19 protein-coding genes are annotated in these 21,588 nt (G+C 48.4%); 13 read left to right on the top strand and 6 right to left on the bottom strand.

Annotation, left to right across the window (positions count from 1 at the left end; translation table 11 throughout):
• Positions 1 to 87 precede the first annotated feature (87 nt).
• The 5 genes from ACYCS5_RS09165 to ACYCS5_RS09145 all read left to right on the top strand — a co-directional run bounded on the left by ACYCS5_RS09165 (position 88) and on the right by ACYCS5_RS09145 (position 4,870).
• A complete protein-coding gene (locus tag ACYCS5_RS09165) occupies positions 88 to 546 on the top strand; it encodes a chemotaxis protein CheX (RefSeq protein WP_029518260.1) in 459 nt (152 codons plus the stop codon).
• Between the two features lie 39 nt (positions 547 to 585).
• Positions 586 to 1,365 carry an SDR family NAD(P)-dependent oxidoreductase gene (locus ACYCS5_RS09160; protein ID WP_029518261.1) on the top strand — a complete coding sequence of 260 codons (780 nt, stop codon included), beginning with the start codon at positions 586 to 588 and terminating at the stop codon, positions 1,363 to 1,365.
• A gap of 122 nt (positions 1,366 to 1,487) precedes the next feature.
• A complete protein-coding gene (locus ACYCS5_RS09155; RefSeq protein WP_029518262.1) occupies positions 1,488 to 2,879 on the top strand; it encodes a DEAD/DEAH box helicase in 1,392 nt (463 codons plus the stop codon).
• A gap of 18 nt (positions 2,880 to 2,897) precedes the next feature.
• On the top strand, positions 2,898 to 3,644 hold the full coding sequence (locus tag ACYCS5_RS09150; protein ID WP_013311782.1) for an ABC transporter ATP-binding protein: 747 nt from the start codon (positions 2,898 to 2,900) through the stop codon (positions 3,642 to 3,644).
• Positions 3,645 to 3,646: 2 nt separating this feature from the next.
• Positions 3,647 to 4,870, top strand: a complete 1,224-nt coding sequence (locus ACYCS5_RS09145; protein WP_039272674.1) for an ABC transporter permease — start codon at positions 3,647 to 3,649, stop codon at positions 4,868 to 4,870.
• Between the two features lie 111 nt (positions 4,871 to 4,981).
• Here ACYCS5_RS09145 and ACYCS5_RS09140 read toward each other — a convergent pair whose 3' ends face one another.
• Positions 4,982 to 5,098, bottom strand: a complete 117-nt coding sequence (locus ACYCS5_RS09140) for a hypothetical protein (RefSeq protein WP_023990126.1) — start codon at positions 5,096 to 5,098, stop codon at positions 4,982 to 4,984.
• A 206-nt stretch (positions 5,099 to 5,304) separates the two neighbouring features.
• Here ACYCS5_RS09140 and ACYCS5_RS09135 point away from each other — a divergent pair, with 206 nt between their 5' ends.
• The gene (locus ACYCS5_RS09135; RefSeq protein ID WP_029518264.1) at positions 5,305 to 6,582 is read left to right on the top strand and encodes a sensor histidine kinase; all 1,278 of its coding nucleotides are present in this window, start codon (positions 5,305 to 5,307) and stop codon (positions 6,580 to 6,582) included.
• 101 nt (positions 6,583 to 6,683) lie between these two features.
• Here the strand turns inward: ACYCS5_RS09135 and ACYCS5_RS09130 are convergent, their stop codons facing one another.
• Positions 6,684 to 7,982, bottom strand: a complete 1,299-nt coding sequence (locus ACYCS5_RS09130) for an aminotransferase class I/II-fold pyridoxal phosphate-dependent enzyme (protein ID WP_069012636.1) — start codon at positions 7,980 to 7,982, stop codon at positions 6,684 to 6,686.
• A 180-nt stretch (positions 7,983 to 8,162) separates the two neighbouring features.
• Between ACYCS5_RS09130 and ACYCS5_RS09125 the strand changes: the two genes are divergently transcribed.
• Complete coding sequence (locus ACYCS5_RS09125) at positions 8,163 to 8,948, top strand: helix-turn-helix domain-containing protein (protein ID WP_069012637.1); 786 nt, start codon at positions 8,163 to 8,165, stop codon at positions 8,946 to 8,948.
• 187 nt (positions 8,949 to 9,135) lie between these two features.
• On the opposite strand, the gene asd is transcribed toward ACYCS5_RS09125, so the two are convergent.
• A complete protein-coding gene (gene asd, locus ACYCS5_RS09120; protein WP_029518267.1) occupies positions 9,136 to 9,933 on the bottom strand; it encodes an archaetidylserine decarboxylase in 798 nt (265 codons plus the stop codon).
• Between the two features lie 88 nt (positions 9,934 to 10,021).
• The gene (locus ACYCS5_RS09115; protein ID WP_029518268.1) at positions 10,022 to 11,149 is read right to left on the bottom strand and encodes a YheC/YheD family endospore coat-associated protein; all 1,128 of its coding nucleotides are present in this window, start codon (positions 11,147 to 11,149) and stop codon (positions 10,022 to 10,024) included.
• Positions 11,150 to 11,353: 204 nt separating this feature from the next.
• Between ACYCS5_RS09115 and ACYCS5_RS09110 the strand changes: the two genes are divergently transcribed.
• Together ACYCS5_RS09110 and ACYCS5_RS09105 are read left to right on the top strand one after the other, a co-directional pair.
• On the top strand, positions 11,354 to 12,517 hold the full coding sequence (locus ACYCS5_RS09110; RefSeq protein WP_029518269.1) for a glycosyltransferase family 4 protein: 1,164 nt from the start codon (positions 11,354 to 11,356) through the stop codon (positions 12,515 to 12,517).
• 113 nt (positions 12,518 to 12,630) lie between these two features.
• Positions 12,631 to 13,413: a WIAG-tail domain gene (locus tag ACYCS5_RS09105; RefSeq protein WP_459761304.1), complete on the top strand. Its 783-nt coding sequence runs from the start codon at positions 12,631 to 12,633 to the stop codon at positions 13,411 to 13,413.
• Between the two features lie 130 nt (positions 13,414 to 13,543).
• Here ACYCS5_RS09105 and ACYCS5_RS09100 read toward each other — a convergent pair whose 3' ends face one another.
• Positions 13,544 to 15,343, bottom strand: a complete 1,800-nt coding sequence (locus ACYCS5_RS09100) for a M4 family metallopeptidase (RefSeq protein WP_459760962.1) — start codon at positions 15,341 to 15,343, stop codon at positions 13,544 to 13,546.
• A 468-nt stretch (positions 15,344 to 15,811) separates the two neighbouring features.
• The gene (locus ACYCS5_RS09095; RefSeq protein WP_322252305.1) at positions 15,812 to 17,590 is read right to left on the bottom strand and encodes a M4 family metallopeptidase; all 1,779 of its coding nucleotides are present in this window, start codon (positions 17,588 to 17,590) and stop codon (positions 15,812 to 15,814) included.
• Between the two features lie 559 nt (positions 17,591 to 18,149).
• Between ACYCS5_RS09095 and ACYCS5_RS09090 the strand changes: the two genes are divergently transcribed.
• The 4 genes from ACYCS5_RS09090 to ACYCS5_RS09075 are packed head-to-tail and all read left to right on the top strand — an operon-like array spanning position 18,150 to position 21,536.
• A complete protein-coding gene (locus ACYCS5_RS09090) occupies positions 18,150 to 19,079 on the top strand; it encodes a glycosyltransferase family 2 protein (protein WP_069012640.1) in 930 nt (309 codons plus the stop codon).
• Positions 19,076 to 20,011: a glycosyltransferase family 2 protein gene (locus ACYCS5_RS09085; protein ID WP_459760961.1), complete on the top strand. Its 936-nt coding sequence runs from the start codon at positions 19,076 to 19,078 to the stop codon at positions 20,009 to 20,011. The genes ACYCS5_RS09090 and ACYCS5_RS09085 overlap by 4 nt, the downstream gene beginning before the upstream one ends.
• Positions 20,008 to 20,808 (top strand): glycosyltransferase family 2 protein, encoded by an 801-nt coding sequence (locus tag ACYCS5_RS09080; protein WP_459760960.1) that lies wholly within the window; start codon positions 20,008 to 20,010, stop codon positions 20,806 to 20,808. Before ACYCS5_RS09085 ends, ACYCS5_RS09080 begins: the two co-directional genes overlap by 4 nt.
• Entirely contained in the window at positions 20,805 to 21,536 is a 732-nt protein-coding gene (locus tag ACYCS5_RS09075; RefSeq protein WP_029518275.1) for a sugar phosphate nucleotidyltransferase, read from the top strand. The genes ACYCS5_RS09080 and ACYCS5_RS09075 overlap by 4 nt, the downstream gene beginning before the upstream one ends.
• Positions 21,537 to 21,588 lie beyond the last annotated feature (52 nt).

Raw genomic sequence — 21,588 nt, 5'->3', positions numbered from 1 at the left:
TTACAGTAATATTTAATTAAAAAATTCTAATTTAAATGGGACTTTTGTTGTGTGTCTAAAAGCCCATCGTAAAGGGGCGCTTTGATCGTGAAGGCAGAAGTGATAAATCCTTTTTTGGAGTCGGCGCGACGGGTCATTGAACAATTGATCCAAGTATCTCCTTCATCCGGAAATCTTGGTGTGAAAAATGTCGAGCTGGTGGACGACCACATCTGGATTATGATCGGGATGACCGGACAGCTTAGCGGAAATATTGTGTTCGGCCTGAATGAACAGGTGGCGCTACGTATGGTATCAGCGATGATGGGCGGATTTGTGTTGACTGAAATTGATGAGATGGGAAAAAGCGCAATTTCAGAATTGGGCAATATGATTAGTGGTAATGCCAGTACGATTTTGTCCAGTCAGGGAATTGTCGTGGATATTACGCCTCCGCAGGTCATGAAATCAGAAAACTTGACCACTTTTGTGCCTCAGCGTGCCCTTTATATTCCGCTCACGGTGGAAGGAATCGGTGAGCTGGATATTCAGGTGATGATCTCTTAATATTAAAGGAGCAAGTTTCTTTAATGTGGAGGGATGAGCGTGAGTATACTACAGGACAAGATAGTTGTGATTACAGGTGCATCTAGTGGGATTGGCGCCCTTTGCGCTCAGTTGTTAAGCGAAAAGGGCGCGATTCCTATTTTAACAGCACGCTCGCAGGAGCGACTGAAGCAAGTATCTGCGGGAATCAGCGGCAGACATGAGCTTATCCAACTGGACGTCACCCGCCAGGAGCAGGTAGAGGCTGTTGCAGCACGAGTATTGGGACAGTACGGACGGGTCGATATATTACTTAACAATGCAGGCTACGGAAAGTTTGAGTATTTTAATGAAACCGACCTGACGGAGTTTGAACAAATGATGGACGTGAACTACATGGGTGTTGTTCGCTGCATCAAGGCGTTTCTGCCACAAATGACAGAGCGGGGCCTTGGACAGATTGTCAATGTAGCATCAATGGCCGGGAAAATCGGGACAGCCAAATCGTCTTCTTACACGGCGACGAAGCATGCTTTGCTCGGTTTCAGCAATGCGCTCCGGCAAGAGCTGCGCGGGAGTGGAGTGACTGTAACGACGATTAATCCGGGGCCGATCGACACACCGTTTTTTGAGTTGGCAGATCCTTCAGGAGGATATGTTCGAAATGTAAGCTGGTTTATGCTACAACCAGATAAGGTAGCACGGCATATCGTAAGAGCGATGGAGCTTCGCAAGGAGGAGGTTAATCTGCCACGGTGGGTATCTCCTTTTCTCAAGCTGTATCAGTTAGCTCCCAGACTGACCGACAGGCTGGGTCATGGGGTGATGAATAAGAAATAAAAGATGTCCCGTAAGCCATTAGCTATGGTGAGGGACATCTTTTATTTTTGTGATTTGGTAACAGGGCTATTTTCGCATATAATGGAGAGTAACGAATTTACGTATAGGGGTTGGACCTTTTCATGACATTGAATTTTGAATCGCTCGGCGTTGAACAAGATCTGTTGGACAAACTGACTGAGCATGAAATTACACAGCCTTCGCCAGTTCAGGCAGAGGCTATACCGGAAATAATGAAGGGAAAGCATGTATTGGCGCGCTCACAAACTGGCACAGGCAAGACACTGGCTTATTTGCTGCCGCTGTTGCAAGCGATTGATCCGCAGAAAAAGGCTACGCAAAAGCTGATACTAGCTCCAAGCCAGGAACTGGCCATGCAAATTGTACGTGAGGGTCAGCGCTACGGTGAGCATCGCGGAATCCGTGTACTCGGTCTGATTGGTGGGGCGGCTATCAAACGTCAAATCGAAAAGCTCAAGGATCATCCACAGCTTGTCGTGGGCACACCAGGACGTGTACGGGAACTCATCGCTTCAAAAAAGTTGAAAATGCACAATATTACAGCCATTGTTATCGATGAGGTGGATCAGATGTTCCAGCTCGGCGGAGCAGGCGATGTAACCAATATATTGGGCACCGCCCAACGCGATCGTCAATTGGTATTCTTGTCCGCAACGCTGAACGACGAGATTCAGTCGCTGGCGAAACGGGAGATGCGTGAATACGTAGAAATTGGGATTGATCCCGACCAGAAGACGGCCAGTGGACTGGAACACTATTACTTTGTATCTGAAGAACGGGATAAGGTGGATATGCTGCGCCGTCTGGTACGTCATTTTAATCCGAGAAAAGCGCTGGTGTTCGTGAATACAACCAATGCCATCGGGGAGATTGAGGCCAAGCTCAAGCATATGGGGCTGACTACGGCATCCTTGTATGGAGATGCGGATAAAGTCACGCGTAGCAATGTGTTGGCCCGATTCCGTGAGGACAAGCTCAAAGTGCTGGTCGCTTCGGATGTGGCAGCCCGTGGTCTGGATATTGAGGGCCTTGAAATGGTTATTCATTTTGATCCGGCTACGGATAGTCAAGCTTATGTTCACCGTGCAGGACGGACAGGACGGATGGGACGCAAAGGATTGGTGGCATCGGTTGTCACTGACCGTGAAACGTTCATCATGCGTAAGTTCTCCCGTGAACTGGGCATTGACATCGCAGAGCGTGCGTTGCATGGAGGTCGAGTAGTTGTGCCGCGTCCGGCGGATGCCAAGCGTGCACCTGTAAGACCCTCCGAGGCTAGATCCTTATCTAACGGAGCATCGGCGGAGGACCGAAAGGCACCTGTTCGTGCCGAAAACGGACGTCCTGGCAGGAATTCCGCGAACGGTTCAGCTCCAGGCAAGAGCAAAGGTGCAGCCTTGTCCAAAGCAGGAAAAGCACAGCGCGAGCGTGATCGCAAAAACAAGGGTGCACCAAGATGGCTGAAGGAAAAAGGATCAAAACCGAACGAGTAAGGGAGAAGAGGGGGAGCCATGGAACAACAGCCTGTGTTGCAAATTAACGGACTGACCGGCGGATATAGCGCCAAGCGCCCGGTGTTGCATCAGATTTCGCTGGATGTGAAACCGGGCGAAATGGTAGGACTGATTGGTCTGAACGGGGCCGGGAAAAGTACGACCATGAAGCATATTTTGGGCCTGATGACACCGCAGGCCGGAGAAATTCGTGTGCAGGGGCATAAGCAGGATGAAAATCCCGAGGAATATCAGGGAGCCATTGCTTTTGTACCTGAATCTCCAGAGCTGTATCCTGAAATGACGGTGATGGAGCATATGGAATTCACGGCCAGAGCGTACGGAGTTAGCGAAGCAGATTTCCGCACACGCAGTGATCAAATGCTGGACTTGTTCCGTATGCGGGATAAAAGTGGAAGTATGTCGATGCACCTGTCTAAAGGGATGCGCCAGAAAGTGATGATTATGTGTGCATTTTTAGCGGGACCGCCGTTGTATGTCATAGATGAACCTTTTTTGGGTTTGGACCCGCTTGGTATTCGTTCCCTGCTTGACTTTATGTTAGAGATGAAGCGTTCGGGTTCGTCCATTCTACTCAGTTCTCATATTTTGTCCACGATTGAAAATTATTGCGATCGTTTCATTGTACTTCATCAGGGTGCCATCATTGCGCAGGGTACGCTGGACGAAGTGACAGCACAGGCGGGTAAGCCGGGCATGCCGCTGGAAGATGCATTTTATGAGCTGGTACAGGGCAGGGAATGAGCATGGATTTGCAACGTCTGCATAAAGAAAGACGTGTAGCGTTCTGGGGACAGGTGTTGCCTTATCTGGGCTATGTCATTCAGAGCGGTCTGGCGGTGGTGTTCGGCTTTGCACTGATTGCCTTTGCCGCATGGTACACGTCGCTACTAATGCATACTCCACCGGATTTGCCCATCCGCTGGATCATGCTTATTGTGGCTATTCCGATTGCTCATGCGAGCTTTCGTACGTATTTAAACGCAGCGGATATTGTTTTTCTCCGTCCACAGGAGCACGCAATGCACTATTATTTTAAGGCCAGCCGGATTCGGGGTGTGGTGTATAAAATATTCGGTTTGCTATTGCTGTCTATTATAGTGTGGCCGCTGTATATTCGCAGTGATTCCGCGCCTAAGCCGTTGCTACTGACCCTGCTACTGTTCGTGCTATTAAAGCTGCTATTCAGCTACGGCGGCTGGCAAGAGCTTCGTATGGTATCGATTGGCGGGAGTATAGGCTATCGTCTGCTTCGGTGGGTGTTGGCTGTGCTGATGGTAGCCGCATGGCTATGGCAGCCTCCACTACACAGCGTACCATTTATCATATTGGTCGGTGTGGTGTACGTGCTTGTTCTGCGTTTTCCGGTCAAGCTGCTAGTGGCTTGGGAAAAGCTGATTCGTACAGAGGGTATGCAGGCTGCTCGGGTGATGCGCACTTTGGGCTGGTTTGTCGATGTGCCCGCCCTTACGCAGAGAGTGACGCCGCGCCGTTGGCTATCCTGGTTGGGAGGTAACATACCTTGGAACAGAAGGGGAGCGTATCGTTATCTGCTGTTTAAGACGTTCCTGCGCACAGAGCCAGCAGGTATTGTCATTCGGCTCGGGATTCTGGGGTTGTTAATTATATATATCACCCATGCTAGTTGGATTGGTATTGCAGTATATTTATTTTTCATATTCCTCATTGGTGTACAGGTCACTTCACTAAGGCAGTATCACAAGGATTCGTTATGGCTTCAGTTGTATCCGATTCCTGCGCATAGTCGTCGTGCGTCTTTTCTCGACTTTGTTGTTCGGTTGACGTTGCCGGCTGCTGTGGTTCTGTGGCTTCCTTTTCTGGCAAAGGGAACGGAAGATCTACTGTCTACACTGCTCACGTTGCTTGGGGGAGTTGCAGTAGTGTTCCTGCTACGAGGCGCTCAAGCCAAAAAATGGCGTTTGGACGGTCAGGATGAAGAAGAAGTGTGATTTGTATCTATGTGAATAAAGTAAAGGCTAATTCGCAGGCAGCACTTGCTGCTTGCGAATTAGCCTTTTTTTGTACTGCTATCATAGCCGTGGGTGCAGATATCCGTCAGCTTATATAAAGATCGTTTTGCTGATGATAACTAATAAAATGAACAGTACCAGAATTGTTCCTGTGCTTGTGAATGCGCCGTAACCACCGTAACCGCCTCTTGTTTCTTCTGCTCCCATGCTCATTCTCCTCTCGGTCATTGTGATAAAGGATACATCGTATCTTATGAAGTGGATTTTCAGATTGCGTGGGCCATTGCTCAGGTATGTTGCTGAATCGCCTTATATTTTTCATCAGATGTAGGGGAGGAGAGAGGAAAAGACACGTATTGTCGAGAATAGAAGAAGTACGTAATCATTATCACTTGGAAAGTGGGAAAGACGAGATGCTGATAGATAAGCTGCTCGTGAACATATTTCTTGTGTTTGTACCGTTATTGGTATATAGCGCTTTGTCAGATCATCGGCATATGAAACATACCCCGTTGCTTATGGGAGGGGTGCTGGGTGTGTCTTCTGTGCTTTGCCTTATGTTTTCGTATATTTGGTATGGACTATTTTGGGATCTTCGATATGTTCCTCTGATCCTTTCTGTTTTATATTTTGGTCCTAAGGCAGGGCTTCTGAATATAACGTTGATGGTGATGGCTCGTATGTATATAGATCCTGAGTCTATAGTGGTGAGTTTTCCCAGCATGATGTTGTGTTATTTGGGGCCTCTCTTGGTGAGAAAAAAGTTTATGCAGCTCAATAGTATATTGCTTCGGGTGGGCATGAATATGCTAATGAGTATATGGACCAGTATTGCCATGTTTATATTTCTGTTAATACATTCCTGGGTCAATGGAAGGCTAGATAAGGATGAGATCGAGCTGATCCGGGCAATACTCTGGTTCGGTATGATTCAATTCCTAAGCATTGGAGCCTCCTCTTTCTGGATGGAGTTTAGTTTGGAACGGGAAGAAATGAGAAGAAAGATTAAATATGCTGAGCATCTGAATACGTTAGGTGAACTGGCTGCCTCTATGGCTCATGAAGTACGGAATCCATTGACCGTTATTAAAGGGTTCTTGCAAATGGTTCAGTCAGGGCTAGAAGGGAAAAATCGCAGATATATTGCTTTGGCACTAGCAGAGGTCGATCGGGCTGAAAGAATTATTAGCGACTATCTGAACTTATCCAGACCGCAGATTGGGAACACAGAGCTGATGGATCTGTCTGGCATGGTTCAACAGATTGTTTTGCTTTTGAAACCGATGGCGACCAAGCAAGGCGTAAGACTGTATACTGAGCTAAGGAATGAAATATACGTACATATGGATCGTAATCAGCTGTTACAGGCGTTAATACATGTGACGAAAAATGCGATCGAAGCTGCGGATGATGGAGGCAGGGTATACATAAAGCTGGCGATTCAGGAAGAGAAGGCATGTCTGCATATTAGGGATACAGGAAAAGGCATGAGTCAGGAGCATCTGGAGCGAGTGGGTACTTTGTTTTTTTCAACCAAAGAGGTAGGAACGGGACTGGGAACGGTCGTCTCCTTTCGAATCATTGAAGCCATGAACGGAAGTATACACTATGAGAGTGAGCCCGGAGTCGGAACGGAGGTAGTCATCCTGCTGCCACTCGCACAAGAATCAATGCTCGCTGCTGAAGGATAGTTTGTTTCGAAGTGTGACTTACAATGGTTCAGCCCATTAAAAAGCGGTATGCCACAACATCCGGCATACCGCTAATGATGCTATATTGAATCTGTTACATATTATGCGTTCAACAAATCTTGTGCGCCACGGTAAACAATGTCATACAGGTCTTCCAGATACTCTTCCTCGATACATGAGAATGCGATTCGGAGATCATATTCACCCAGCGCAATTGTTCCTACCCCATATTGTTCCAGCAAATGTGTGCGCAGTCGTTCAGCGGACAAGCCGTTCAGCTTAAGGCACATAAAATAACCCGAATTGAAAGGATAGTAGCTCCATACATCTCCGTATTTTCCACTATCGAGCAACGCTTTGACTTTATTAGCCCGCCCCTTCATAATTTGGAACTTTTCATTTTTCTGTTGTGCAAAATCGGGTGATTTGAGGGCATCCAGGACGAAGGTTTGAGATGGGTGAGGACCGCTCGAAATCGTTGCCCGAATAATCCCTAATGTTTTTTGTTCCAGTGCGCTCAGTACATCCTGATGTTCCGAAGCAAAGGTAATAAATCCGACACGGAAGCCCCAAACGAATTCTTCTTTGGTAGCTCCGTCAATTTTGACGGGTAGAATTCTCGGATGAAGTCCAGCTAACTGACCGAATAGTGATTCATGCAGGGAGTCCTCGAAGAACAGACCAAAATAAGCGTCATCCGTCACAACTACGACATTGATGCCTGCTTCTGCGGCTTCCTGAATGGCAGCAACAATCGCTTTACCCTCTTCGACTCCCGGTGTGTAGCCCGTCGGGTTATTCGGGAAGTTCAGCACAACGATTGCTTTGCCGTATTCTTTCTGTGCCAGTAGCGCCTCGCGTAATCCTTCACTATTAAAACGTTGATCCTCTGTGAACAACGGGAAATTCACCAAACGTCCATGACGGCGAATACCGAAAGTCAGCTCATAGTTTTCCCAGTTTTTGTCTGGGTAAATGACAGCGTCCCCTTCATCCGTGAACAGGTCGGCAACGATGCTCAAACCATGGGTCAGCGCGTTCGTAACTACGGGAAGGCCATAACCTTTTCCAGCCAATGAAGGGTTTTCCTTCAGCATTTTGTCACGCCATACACTACGAAGTTCAGGTTTGCCCGCAGGGGGTGCGTAAGGGTATAAATCCTTGGGATTGTAAGCGGACAGCTTCTCCTGAATGACCTCCAAATGCATAGGACCGTTACCTTCCGTAGCAATACCAATCGTGGCGTTGTACTTTTTAGCAAGCTTCCCGGCTTCTGCGGATTGACTCAAAATCCCCTCTTTTGGGAAATAAATTTCTTTCCCTAAAAGAGAAAGCATTTGATATACATGCTCGTTGCCTGTCTGAATGTTTTGGTTTAACTGCGCTGCCAGTGGATTCATTCCCGTTTCATCCTTCCAAGTCATTTTGATTACATATTATAGCATCACACACGGTAAGCGTCACGCAAAAGCATCTGGGAGCATAAAAACGCATTTTTTTGCTTAATGAAGGCGCTGAGCTTATATTATAAATTAACGGGATAGAGGACAACCAAAGATTAACAAGAGGAGGTGCAGATTTTGCTGGATACATCTGCGTCATCGTTTATCCTGTTGTCGGCCTTCGCCAAAATTGTGTGCGAGCCGGGCTGGAAATGGCAGGTACGCGAGAAGCCGATGCCAAACTATGATTTATTCTATGTATGGAGCGGAGAAGGAACAGTGGTCTTAAACGGAACATCGTATCCGGTGAGCAAGGGGAGTTGCTTCCTGTTCAAGCCGGGGGATGATACCCGTGCCACACATAACCCGCAAAAGCCGCTCATACTTACCTATATTCATTTTGATCTCATCGAACAACCAGAGCTAGTCCCTGCAAGCTACCGTATGCTGGAGGAAACGTTCGAGGTAGAGCATATGCTTGCCAGGTACGTTCGACTGCGCCTGGAGCGTGCTTACGGAGCTGACGAGGAAGGCAAGCTGATTCTAAAACAACTGATGATTCATCTGCTGCGTGCGGACCGTAAGGAGCCGCAGGAGCAACAGGCCAGTAACCAGCTCACCGAGGTCATTCGGGAAACGGCCAACTACGTGCGTCAGCATCCGGGACTTCCTCATCGCGTCGAGGATTTAGCTGCACGGGCAGGGCTGTCACCGCGTTATTTTTCGATTAAATTCAAGGAGCTGCTAGGTGTTTCCGCGCAATCTCATATTATCAGCATGCGGATTGAGCGTGCACAGCATCTACTGCTGCATGCGGGAATGAATGTGACCGAGGTGGCAGAGGCTTTGGGGTATCGTGACATCTTTTTTTTCAGCCGCCAATTCAAGCAATACACGGGGAAAAGTCCGTCTGAGATCCGGTAATGTTATAGACGGTGGACAAGCTGTTTCGGATTTAGGCATAATGGGAGTAACGCATGACAAATATAAAGGATAAATTCCAAAAAAAGGACCCGAGCCATTACGCCGGGTCCTTTTTTATATGAGCAATTTATATCATTCGATCCCAATGCTCATATGTGTAGCTATAATCCTGTTATGATATATTCACTTATGCTTTGGGATCATGTCGAAAGCAACCCAGACGTTGTCCCATTTTCACCACATCCCCCAGCTTCAATGCGGGGTCTGGCTCAAACGTACCGTTCTCAGTTAGCAAAACGACGGTTGACCCAAATTCGAAATAGGCGAGATCGTCTCCTTTTGTCCATGAGACGGCTTTATCATCCGTATATTTGATGCTACTCACATTCATTGCGCCAACCTTAACGACCGCCACCTCACCGTATTCGTGGGCGATGTACGTAATCTGTCGTTCATTGCGGCTAAGAACTGCTCGCATATGCTGCAAGCCGAAGTCATTCACTGGGTATACCTTGCCGCGCAGATGCTCTTTTTCTACCAGCGTACCGGATACTGGTGCATGAATGCGATGATAATCCGTCGGGCTGAGATAGAGTACAAAAGCATAGCCGTGTGTGTATTTTTCAAGACGCGGAGAGCGGTTAAGAAGCTCTTCCAGCGTATAGTCCTGCCCTTTGACATTCAAAAGAGTGCCGGACGTAATTGGGCCAGTGAAAGTAATCCGTGCATCCACCGGACTGGTCATCACCTCGGCGTTCGTATCAATCGGGCGCATGCCCGCTTTTAATTTGCGTGTAAAATAGGCGTTCAGAGAACGGTATTCCTTCCATTCCTGTTCAGCCTCATGCGTCTGGATCTGGTACGTACGTATAAAGGTGGGGATAAAAAGTCGGCTTGCACCGCTTTGCGCGAAGGAGCCCACAATCCGGCACACCCACTTGCGCGATGATAGCTCCGTCATGAGCCGCAGCCACTGTTTTGCCATTACAGATCCCCCTTGTTCATTTCCGAGCCGTCTTGGCCGGAACCTGTCCGGCCGCTCTGAACTATATTGACACAGAATGTGACGTAAATCAATACAGTGGACGGCCTGGTGAACGTTCGGTATCTGACGAAGGCATCCGTTCGAGAAGCCAACGAGCGTAAGCCATCGGCTGAGTGTATGTTTCTTTCCAGACATTGTGCATGCCAGCCTGGCTGAAGCCATAGCGCTGGTCACGACCGTTGCATTCGATAAAAACAATCTTGCCTTCACGGGTAATTCCCAGATCCAGACCGACATCGGCGAGACGAGGAAGGGTTTGTGCCAGTCGGTGCACGATTTGTAACGAGAGCCGCTCTAGTTCATTCATTAACCGGACTGCGTTCGAAGTCTGAACCGTCTCTGTTTGTGATAACACCTCCAGTAAGGAACGGGCCGTCCCCCCCTGTGCCACATTGGAGACAAAGGTGTGGGAAGGAGCAATTTTAGCGAACATGCCTGTCACACCCCAGATACCGCCATATCCGCGCTGAACCGTCACACGGATATCAAACGGACGATTGTTGTACAAAGCAAGCGGTATGGTTTCCTGTACGATATGAGGCACATGCAGCAGTCGTTTGTGTAGAAATAACGGGAGTTCTCCGACATGCAAACGTAGTGTGGACCAACGCTCAGGTATAGAAGGATGTGCACATTGCAAAGTCCAGCCTCCGCGGGAATGCCGCAGACGCATAATTCCTCTACCCACGCTACCGCTACTGGGTTTAATGACAACATCTCCGGTTTCCTCCATTAAGGTATGGATGGAGGAAAGGTTGCCTTGCAAGGTTTTGGGGAGGTGGATGCGTAGCAGAGGGTCTTCCTGCAGAATTGCATGTATATGGTCTTTGGGGAAACGGTTTTGTTCATTAAAAATATAGTATCCCTTTTGTACAAGCTTGTTGATATCTCTAGCATTTTCATTTTGCCGATAGAGAGTCCGATTGTGGATGACCGGCGGCAACGGAAGAGTCATTTGCCGATACTCGTTGCCGTGTTTAACAAAAGCCCGGCATGTTCCGGTCGCTATATGAATATCCTCCAGACGAAGAAAGCAGGGGATGAGCTCGTAGCTTAACCCGGCGTCCTCGTAATTGGCGATGGATTCATATCGCGTCCTCATGGCGGGAATGCCCCGGTAGGTTGCCGGGTTGAGCATGACGCCGACATGCAACATGAGTATGTCCGCCCTCCTTGTAGCACTCCAACTGATCATACTGTGATTGTAGTCCATCATATGTATCAAAGATCGGCCAGGCATGGACGCTAGCCTTGCGGTAAGCCCAAAGTTAGAAGCGAGGCACCTTTCAGGGAGGCAGACGATATGATACAAGATGAGTGTTGCAGAGTGTTGGAATAAGGTCAGAAAGTAGGTGTGGTGATGCAGAGGCCGAAGGTAGCAGTTGTTACACCGGGCTCCTTTGTTATACCTTCGCCCCGCAGCAGTTCTGTGGAGCGGGTAATTGCCCGCATGGTACCGCTGGCTAGTCATGAGCTTCAGGCGCAGATCTATGGCATAAAGGGAGCAGAGGCATCGGATCATGGCGATGTCGACGGAATTCCCTGTATGCGTTTTACGCGGGGAGCAGGTTATATTTCTGAGGTGATTGCCGATTTAAAGAGATGGTCACCAGCGGTAGTAGATGTACACAACCGCCCGGCAGTTGCGTATGCCATTCGCGAGGCTTTGCCCAATAGCCGAGTTGTGCTGACCTTGCATTCGACCACGTTCATCCGGGAGCCTCACCTTGAACGGAAGGACATGGGTAGGCTACTGGCATCAATGGATCGCATTATTGTGAACAGTGCGTATTTGGGAGCAATCGTAGCTTCTGACTGTTCCGAAGCAGTCAGGAAACGCATCGTCGTAAACAAGCTGGGTATCCATCCTGGCGATTTCCTGCCACGGTGGACTCCAGCAGCAGAAGCGGCCAGGTCGGCGCGATTGGACGATTTCGGCTGGTCAGGCCGCCAAATCGTATTATTTGCGGGCAGACTGATGCCAGGGAAGGGCGTTCACCGGCTGCTCAAGGCCCTGCGGCATGTCGTCCGCGCCTGCCCGGGCGTACTGCTGCTCATTGCAGGTAGTGCCTATTACGGGCATGACCGCCTCACGCCGTATACGGCGTCGTTGCATCGGCAGGTGCGTAAACTAAGGTTGGGGAAGCATGTGCAATTCCTAGACTATGTTCCGCATCCAGCATTGGCCTCGCTATATCAGCTAGCCGATGTGACTGTTGTTCCTTCAGTGAAGGATGAGGCCTTCGGGCTGGTCAATCTGGAAGCTATGGCGGCAGGAGTGCCGGTGGTCGCTTCACGAATCGGCGGTATTCCAGAGGTAGTACAACACGGCGAGACAGGCTGGCTTGTGTATCCGTCTCACGGTGAGCAGGAAATGGCCGATGCCATCATCAGGCTGCTCCAGCAACCTGACTTGCGACGACGGATGGGAGAAGCCGGACTTGGCGAGGTACGGAGACGATTTTTGTGGCAGCACTCAGCACAACGCTGGGCACAAATCATAACGGACTGCGCAACGGAGTGACGCAGGCGCTGTTACGCGCATAGGTTATCTTATAGGCATTAGCCATGATACCCAGCCGGGTGAATGAAGCGGAGCGACCGCTGGTTCACTCCTGTGCCAAAGGAGCGGTCACCATGAACCATCGTACGAACCATAGCCCTAAGGATAAAAGAACAGCGCGACGTAACCCTTCCAATGCGGTTCCCTCCCGCCGTGTTAACAAGGAAAAAGCGGCTTCGACTTCCGGCAGTCCTAGACAGAGCCAGCGCGGGACGGCAACGGTTCCTGCCCCTGTAGAGAAGGATACCTCCGTTCAAGCTGTAGAGGAAGCGGCGTGGAAGAAGCATAAGCTTCCCAAAACGCTAGAGGAAGCGATGCAGATGAATCGAGCATCTGTACTGCTGTTGTCTGTGCCTGAGTCAGATACGGAATGCAGGATGGATAACGATAAACCGTCTATTACGACGGAAGATCAGGCAGAGCAAGATTCATTACTGGAATGTTCCATAACCAGTATTCACATTGCGGAAGGAAGACACCGCCCAAAGCAGCGTGTGATCTTGCCTGAGCAAGATATCGATCTAGCCTTCGATACGGAGAAAGAAGAATTAGACTTGAATGCCATTCACGATGGATCAGCGACCAGTGACGAGGCTTCTGACGATCATATAGCTTCACCACAATATGGGAGCATTTCTTTTCACCTACCCGCACGGGCAGATAGGGGCGAAGTGAGCGTTGTATTTGAGAAGCCATTTATAGATACACAATATGTAATCACTGCCAATGCGAGTATACCGGGAGTGATGGTATCCGTCACACAACGTCAGAGGCATTCGGTAGTACTTACTGTGGAACGCATACACTCGGGACCGATATGTGAAGGGTTGGTCCTTTGGATTGCGATGGGGCAATAATAAGAAGCCAGGAATATAAGTGTCCATAATCAACTTTATACTAGAAAAAAGGCGTCCCATAGTGGGACGCCGTATACATAAGAGAGAAGGGGGTAGACTTGTAATATCGGGGAAGTTTATATTATTACACTTATTTCACACCTACGGCATCAAAAGACTTAATAGCAGAGGTTACGGCTATTGAATTTTCACCATAACTGTCTTTGGCTGTTTGGATAACAGCAGCACGTGCGGTGGAGAAGTTAGACGTGGAAGTCAGATAATTGGTGAAGGCATTATAATAAATATATACGGCTGCATCACGTCCGATTCCATCTACCTTGACACCATGAAAAGTGCCACCTTGTGCCAGTAGATAGTAGGCTTTATTAATAATACCGCTATTAATATGGGCTCCACCATAATCCTCGTTGTTAGGATCAGGATAGAGATTGCTGTAGTGATCGACTTGACCGTATTTGACAGGATCGGAAAGGGAGCGAATGGCATCGCCCTTAATATTAGGGGTATAAGCGACTTTGCCGAAATCCCAATTGGTACGCTCAATGTCGTTGCCTATAATATCTGAGATGGCTTCACTTAATGCACCAGATTCAGCGAAATACACGAGCCCTGATGAATGCTCGGTCACACCGTGTGTCAGCTCATGGGCAACAATTTCAAGGTCGCTGCTAAAAGGGGCAAATAACGTGCCGTCTCCGTCTCCGTAAAGCATGTGAGTGCCACCCCAGTGGGCATTATTGTAGTTCTTTGCGCCGTAATGGACTGCCGAAGCGATGGCCATGCCATGCCCGTCAATGCTGTCGCGTCCAAATCTATCCTTGTAATAATCGTAAGTGCGAATAGCGTAAGCGTGGGCATCCACCGCAGCAGGATCTTCCCATGCGTTATCGGAATCTGTATACAGGGTGCCGGGGAGCGTCTCGGTGTTGTGGACGTTATAAGTTAGGATTCCTTTACCACGAGTCGTATCCTTTAGTTGATACTTCTTGCCCGAGGCTGTGGTTTCAAATGTTTTGGTATCGCCGAATACACCGCGCCCTGTGCCGATTACTTCGTTAAGAATGTCATACTTGAATACGATTTTTCCGTCATTAGCGTCAATAAAGTAACGTGTGCGCAGCAGAGTGGGCTGTAGAGTATTAACTTCGGTTACATAGACGAGACGTGTGGAGTCTCCATCGGGATAGATGTACAGTTCTGCTGTAGGGTCCACGCTTGGTTCCAGATTGGCAATCTTGGGAATAGAGGATGCAGGCTCTACCACTTCCAATGTACTGTTCTCCAGTTCAGCTGCTTTATCCAAATCCAAGGAGTCCTTATCAACAGAGATTGAAAGTTCATTGTTAGATGCTGTTCCGTAAGTGTCTTTACTTACACTACTTGTACCCTCGTAAGGTTCAGGAACGATTGGGACGGAGGAAGTGAGAGATTGAACCCGTATAGCTGCATCTTCATAAGCGGTATATACAGCCTCAGTAGCACTGATTTTTGGAGTTGTATTTTCTTTAGCATCGGCTTGTTGATCTTCTGAAATGACAGCTCCCAAATAAGAGGTGATTTGACCAGACTTGTTCACATGGATGGTCTGTTCGGCTCCAAATACGGGAATTCCGTCTACATATTGTTTTAACCGATAATGCTTTGTACCAAATTTGTCACTGGTACGATCCACGATACGAAATTGCTCGCGCACATGGGAACCGATGTGAGTATCGTCCAGACTCAATAATGTTTTTTGTTGTCGATTTAAAAAGCTCCAGACCAGATTGTCGCCTGTTACCGTTGAAGGAGACTTCCAGTTCACCGTTTGGAATGTTGGCGTAAACTGAGTCGGATCGGGAACAGAATTTTCAGCTGCGGAGGCTCCAGGCGCAATGGCTCCTAATAACATAGCTCCTCCTAGAAGTGAAACCCATACTTTTTTCAATTCATACTCACTCTCCTTAATTAATGTTGGGGTAAAAAACACCCTGTTTGCAGAAGCCTAGCGTCATATATGTAAGTCTTGTTGCTCCTTTGAAACGTGAAGAGGCTGGATAAAAATGACCTTATGTAAAATATTAAGGTTTATTTTTTTTGCAATTTCATCGTCTCGGCTCTGATATTAGCACAGAGGTTGTCGAACGAGAAGATTAATTTTACAAAATACCCCAAAATGAATCTTTAGTCCCTGATTTACGGTTTATTTGTCTTATTTAGTCGAAAATGATCGGAGGGACTCTATGAATATGAAAAGGGCGCCCCTTTGAGGGGACGCCATAAATAAGGGGGGAAGGGGCGCAGACTTGTACACTGCACCCCTATTTTTTCGTCCATTGTATGAGTAGGGCCACATGACAGTTGCACAACGGCAACGGTCTATGGACGAGAATATGAGGATTATAGCGTATATGATTTAGTTTACACCTACAGCATCAAAAGATTTGGCAGCTGCAGTTGCTTGTGCCGAGTTCGCACCGTACAGATCTTTTGCCGCTTGGATCACAGCAGCGCGTGCGTTGGAGAAGTCAGAAGAAGAAGTCAGGTAGTTCGTAAAGGCACTATAGTAAATTTGGACCGCTGCATCGCGGCCAATTCCATTTACAGCTACCCCATGGAAAGTACCACCTTGTGCCAATAAATAGTAGGCTTTATTAATAATGCCGCTGTTCGTATGAACGCCACCGTTATCGGAGCTGCCTTTATACAAGTCGGAATAGTGATCTGGTTGATCATACAGCGTAGGATTTGACATAGAGCGAAGGGCATCGCCTGCAATGTTTGGCGTATAAATATCATCGCCTACAAGCCAGTTTTTACGCTGAATGTCATTGCCGATAACGTCCGAGAAAGCTTCATTCAATGCACCGGACTCTCCGTAATATTCCAAATTCGAAGTATACTCTGTGACACCGTGCGTAAGTTCATGTCCCACTACATCGGGGTCCCCGCTGAAGGCGATAAATGTGCTACCATCCCCGTCTCCATAAGTCATTTGGGAGCCATTCCAGAAGGCGTTGTTGTAGCGGCTACCGTAATGGACTGTCGAACGGAGTTGCAGTCCGCGTCCGTCAATGCTGTTGCGTCCAAATTTAGACTTATAGTAATCATATGTTTTGGCAGCATATGCATGGGCATCCACGCCGGCTGGATCATTCCATACATTATCGGCATCGGTCAGAAGGGTACCTGGGATGCTTTGGCGGTTGGAGGCCGTGTAAGTCACGATACCATTACCGCGTGTTGTATCTTTTAACTGGTAGCTACTACCGGAAGCCGTCGTGTTGAATGATTTGCTATCACCAAGCACACCTTTACCTGTGCCTGTCGCTTCATTAATGATGTCATACTGGAATACGATGCTGCCATCATTGGCATCAATAATGTAGCGAGTACGCAGTGGGGCAGGTTCTAAAACATTGACTTCTGTTACATAAACCAGCTGCAGGTCATCCCCTTTAGGATAGAAGTACAGATCGGCTTTAGGATCTACTTCTGGCTGCAGATTAGCGATTTTGGCAATGGAACTTTTTTCTGTCTCCACCGCTTCAATTTTGCTATCTTTCAAGGCAGACGCTTTATCAAGACTCAGCTCGTCTTTATCAATGGATAGCGTTTTTTCGTTGTTAGCTGCTTCGGCGTAAGTGTCTTTGCTTACACTGCTTTGTTCCTCAGCATCTTTAGAAATCGTATCGTCGGAGGTAGGGAGGGCTTCAATCCGTGCAGCTGCTTCTTTATATGCAGTGTAGACCGCTTCAGAAGCGCTGATTTTTGGAGTTGTACCTTGTGTAGCTTCAGCTTGCTGATCCTCAGTAACCACCGCTCCTAAGTAAGAGGTGACCTCACCAGATTTGCCCACATGAATAGTCTGTTCAGCTCCATATACGGGAATCCCGTTTACATACTGTTTCAGCCGATAATGGCTCACACCGGACTTGTCGCTTGTGCGATCAACGATTCGGAATTGTTCACGTACACTAGAGTCGTCCGCACCCAATAACGATTTCTTTTGCCGATTCAAATAGCTCCATACAATGTCGTCACCCGATACCGAGGAAGGGGCTTTCCATTGCTCGGCGTGAAAGGTCGGTGTAAGCTGAGTTGGCCCCGAAACGGAACTCTCCGCTGATGCACCAGACGCGACAGACCCTAACAACATAGCTCCTCCAAGAAGCGAAACCCATACTTTTTTCATTAAAAATTCACTCTCCTCGATTAATGTCAGGATGAATCATCCTGTCTTGAATAAGGCATTGCGCCATTTATGTAGGTCGTGTTGTCGTCTGGAATAGAAGAAAATGGAACATGAAGAGAAATACCGAAGTGTTTTTCATGAAGCGTACGTGAAAAGAGGGTACTGCAGTATGAAGCATGTGGCCTAAAAAGGTGACAAACTCCTCCTTTCCTGTCGTATATAAAGAAAATAGAATAATGGTGGATAATGGAAAAGAATGACTTATGCAAAAAAAACTAATGTTGATTTTTTGAACTCCCATCATCTGGCTCTGATATTAGCACAGAGAATGACAGACGAGAAGATCTATGTCACAAATTTATCCAAAATGAATCTTTAGACCCTAATAACTCACTTATTTAATAGGATTAATAAGTTATGTAAAATAAAGTCGAAAATTGCTATGTCGAAAAGACTCCACGCTTGCCGTTACACACGGCTTTTGGACCGCATAGGTTATGTTGAACTGTCCTAATCATGCTGTCCATCTATACAGCAGGAAGGGAGGTGAGACGGGAGCATGAAGAAGCAGGGAAGAGCTGGATACAAGATCAAACGGAGGCGGCATTCCGGCGCATACTATCATTCTAAGATGTGGCTGCCGTTACGAATGCCGAACATGCATAAGACCCCTGCCATGAGGGAGGTACTCGACACGGAGAGAGGGGCACAGATCGGCGAAGAGCGACCATCTGGACCGTCATCAGTGGGAAAGTTTTTCGTATCTGTCATTATTCCGGCCATGAATGAGCAAAAAACAATCGGAGCTGTGATTCGCGAGGCGCGCCGTGTCCATCCACATACAGAGGTTATCGTCGTTGAGAACGGATCACACGATAGAACGGCGAAGGTGGCAGCAGCGGCGGGAGCTCGTGTACTTTCTTTCCCGGAACCGCTCGGACATGATGTTGGCCGTCGTGTTGGAGCGGAGGCGGCATCCGGACAGATCCTGCTTTTCCTGGATGGGGATATCGTCATTCCCTGCGTTAGACTCCGGCCGTTTATACACGCCATATGTGCAGGAGCGGATGTGGTGCTGAATGATTACCATGGACCTGTGAATCATACGCCCGTACATCCTGTAGTGGAGGCAAAGCATGTATTGAATATCTTGTCGAATCGTGCTGATTTAGGGGGGGCATCTATGACTGGCATTCCACACGCCATTAGTCAAAAGGCTCTAAATAAAATAGGTCCAAAGCCCTTGGAGAAACCTCCTTTATTTCAAGCTATGTCCATCGCTTCCGGGTTACGAGTGGTGACTGTATATGGAATAGCTGTCGGTAAAATAAATGCGACACGTAAAAAACAGAACGGCAAGGACCCGCTGGCAGGTGTAATTGTTCAGGATCATCTGGATGCCATTGCCTGGCTTACATCGCATCTGGGAACGCGTGCGGGCTTTACGGATTTGGAGCGCAAACGGATCAGAGACGAGGTGAAACTGTGAGTAGACCGTATCGCAGAGGGAAGCGTGAAGAACCGAGCTGGGGGATCAGACGTGTTCAGCGAAAACGAGGAACGACGACTTCAATGCATAGCCGTAGGGTGAGAAAGCCCACACCTCGGGCAACAGGAATGACCAAAGTGACTCCGCCTGTGGAACGCGAAGTTCCGGGAGATATTGTATTACAGGGAACCGCAGCGGCCGTGGTCAGCGCCTGTAATGAAGAGGCTACGATTGAACGGGTGCTGAGCGAGCTGGAAAAACTTCCGCTTACGGATATCATTGTCGTATTGAACGGCTGCACGGACGGCACGCGCTCCATCGTAGCCAAACATCATCCTAATGTGACTCTCGTCAACGTGCCCGATCGACTGGGGCATGATGTTGGCCGTGCAGTAGGCGCGCGTATGACGCAGGCTGATATTGTGCTGTTCGTGGACGGAGATTTGCCGATTCCAGCATCTGATTTGCTGCCTTTTCTCCACGCGGTGGATCAGGGAACGGATGTCGCGCTTAATGATCTGGGCAGACATTTGCCCCCCTATGCCCAGCAAGACAGCGTGACACGGTGCAAAGCATTCCTGAATCGCGTACTGCGCAGACCGGATTTGGGAGCAAGCTCATTGACCGCGGTACCGCATGCATTATCTCGGCGTTTACTGGATCAGCTTGGCTCAGCCGTGCTTGCCGTACCGCCAAAAGCCCACGCCATGGCAATTCTGTATGGCATGATCGTGGCGGCAGTACATGCTGTTGATGTCATTAAAACGAACCGTAAGCGGACCTTCAATGTTGGCAAAGGGAACGCTATGGAACAGTTGATCGTCGGTGACCATGCAGAGGCACTGACGGCGGTGTTTCAGGTAGCCGGGTACTCCCCGCTCGGGCCTGTTCCAACACGGGTAGACGTTGCCAAAGGGAGGAATAAGCTATGAGTCTGACGAGCATCATTATTCCGACTTATAACGGCCTGCATCTGTTAAAGCCGTGCATTGAGGCGATTCGGACACATACGATAGATGTACCGTATGAAATCATTGTTGTGGACAACGCTTCGAATGACGGAACGGATGATTTTTGTGCATCCGAGCGGCTGATCAGTATACGTCTTCCTGAAAACAAAGGCTTTCCAGCAGCATGTAACACGGGGCTCCGGCTGGCTTCAGGTGACCAGTTCGTTATTTTAAACAATGATGTGACGGTTACGCGGCGATGGCTATCGAATATGTTAGCTGCATTGCAGAGCGAAAGCATCGTGGGATTAGTGGGGCCGGTGACGAATTGCGTCAGCGGTATTCAGCAGATTCACGGATTAGAAGGAGATTTGGCCAGCTGTCTGAGATATGCGGAGCAGAATAATGCAAGTAATCCCTCCAGATGGCAGGAGGTTAAGCGGTTGGTCGGGTTTTGTTTGTTATTCCGGCGTGATCTGATGGAACGGATCGGATTGCTGGATGAACGGTTCAGCCCCGGACATTATGAGGATGACGATTATTGTCTGCGCGCACGCGTGCATGGCTACAAGCTACTCATGTGCAACGACTGTTTTGTCTATCACGAGGGGAATGCGAGCTTCTCACGCTCGGAAACTTCCTGGATTGAAGAGCTGATCGAGCGGAACTATCGTTTGTTTATAGAGAAATGGAGCATAGATCCCAGAATGTTCATCGAAACTGGAAACGCTGGGGTTGTATGCACTGAACATGCTGTCGAAGGAGGAAGGAAGATATGAAAGGGGTTATTCTCGCAGGAGGAACCGGATCGCGCCTTCATCCGTTGACTACATTACTCAACAAGCATCTGCTTCCGGTCGGCAAGTATCCCATGATCGTATATGGTATCGAGAGGCTGCGACAGGCCGGGATCACGGATATGCTTATTATTATTGGTAAACAATCGGCCGGACTGTATACCGATTTTTTGGGCAGTGGCAGTGATTATGGTGTCCAACTGACATACCGGATTCAAGAAAAGGCGGGCGGCATTGCAGAAGCACTCGAACTGGCAAGAAGCTATATGCAGGCAGAAGAGAAATTCACTGTTTTGTTAGGTGATAATTTGTTCAAGGAAGACTTGGGACCTGTGATCGAACGATTCAAGCAACAGCCCCCGGGGAGCGCCAGAGTGTTGTTGAAAAAGGTGGCAGATGCCCGTCGTTACGGGGTACCCGTGTTTGATCCTGAGCGCCCGGAGAGCATTACGCGGATTGAAGAAAAGCCGCAGCATCCCCAATCCAAATATTGCGTTACGGGTATCTATATGTACGATACTGCCGTGTTCGATAAAATCCGGCAAATTACACCTTCGGCACGTGGTGAGCTTGAGATCACGGATGTTAACAACTGTTATGCCGCTGAAGGCAAGCTGGAATATGATATTTTACGGCGTTATTGGAGCGACGCAGGAACCTTCGATTCCCTTCAGGAAGCTGGATTGAAAATGAAAGGACTTCTACCTTGATCTCAATGAAACACCATCCTACCGGGCCAGGCATATAGTATAGGCATAATGC

This window comes from Paenibacillus sp. SEL3 (assembly GCF_054602585.1).
The sequence above is the reverse complement of the archived record's forward strand: the minus strand, read 5'-3'. Positions and strand labels throughout refer to the sequence as shown.

Coding starts and splice junctions, on each gene's coding strand:
- ACYCS5_RS09155 (WP_029518262.1), top strand. CDS start 1,488: ATGACATTGAATTTTGAATCGCTCGGCGTTGAACAAGATCTGTTGGAC.
- ACYCS5_RS09150 (WP_013311782.1), top strand. CDS start 2,898: ATGGAACAACAGCCTGTGTTGCAAATTAACGGACTGACCGGCGGATAT.
- ACYCS5_RS09145 (WP_039272674.1), top strand. CDS start 3,647: ATGGATTTGCAACGTCTGCATAAAGAAAGACGTGTAGCGTTCTGGGGA.
- ACYCS5_RS09140 (WP_023990126.1), bottom strand. CDS start 5,098: ATGGGAGCAGAAGAAACAAGAGGCGGTTACGGTGGTTACGGCGCATTC.
- ACYCS5_RS09135 (WP_029518264.1), top strand. CDS start 5,305: ATGCTGATAGATAAGCTGCTCGTGAACATATTTCTTGTGTTTGTACCG.
- ACYCS5_RS09130 (WP_069012636.1), bottom strand. CDS start 7,982: ATGAATCCACTGGCAGCGCAGTTAAACCAAAACATTCAGACAGGCAAC.
- asd (WP_029518267.1), bottom strand. CDS start 9,933: ATGGCAAAACAGTGGCTGCGGCTCATGACGGAGCTATCATCGCGCAAG.
- ACYCS5_RS09115 (WP_029518268.1), bottom strand. CDS start 11,149: ATGTTGCATGTCGGCGTCATGCTCAACCCGGCAACCTACCGGGGCATT.
- ACYCS5_RS09110 (WP_029518269.1), top strand. CDS start 11,354: ATGCAGAGGCCGAAGGTAGCAGTTGTTACACCGGGCTCCTTTGTTATA.
- ACYCS5_RS09105 (WP_459761304.1), top strand. CDS start 12,631: ATGAACCATCGTACGAACCATAGCCCTAAGGATAAAAGAACAGCGCGA.
- ACYCS5_RS09095 (WP_322252305.1), bottom strand. CDS start 17,590: ATGAAAAAAGTATGGGTTTCGCTTCTTGGAGGAGCTATGTTGTTAGGG.
- ACYCS5_RS09090 (WP_069012640.1), top strand. CDS start 18,150: ATGAAGAAGCAGGGAAGAGCTGGATACAAGATCAAACGGAGGCGGCAT.
- ACYCS5_RS09080 (WP_459760960.1), top strand. CDS start 20,008: ATGAGTCTGACGAGCATCATTATTCCGACTTATAACGGCCTGCATCTG.
- ACYCS5_RS09075 (WP_029518275.1), top strand. CDS start 20,805: ATGAAAGGGGTTATTCTCGCAGGAGGAACCGGATCGCGCCTTCATCCG.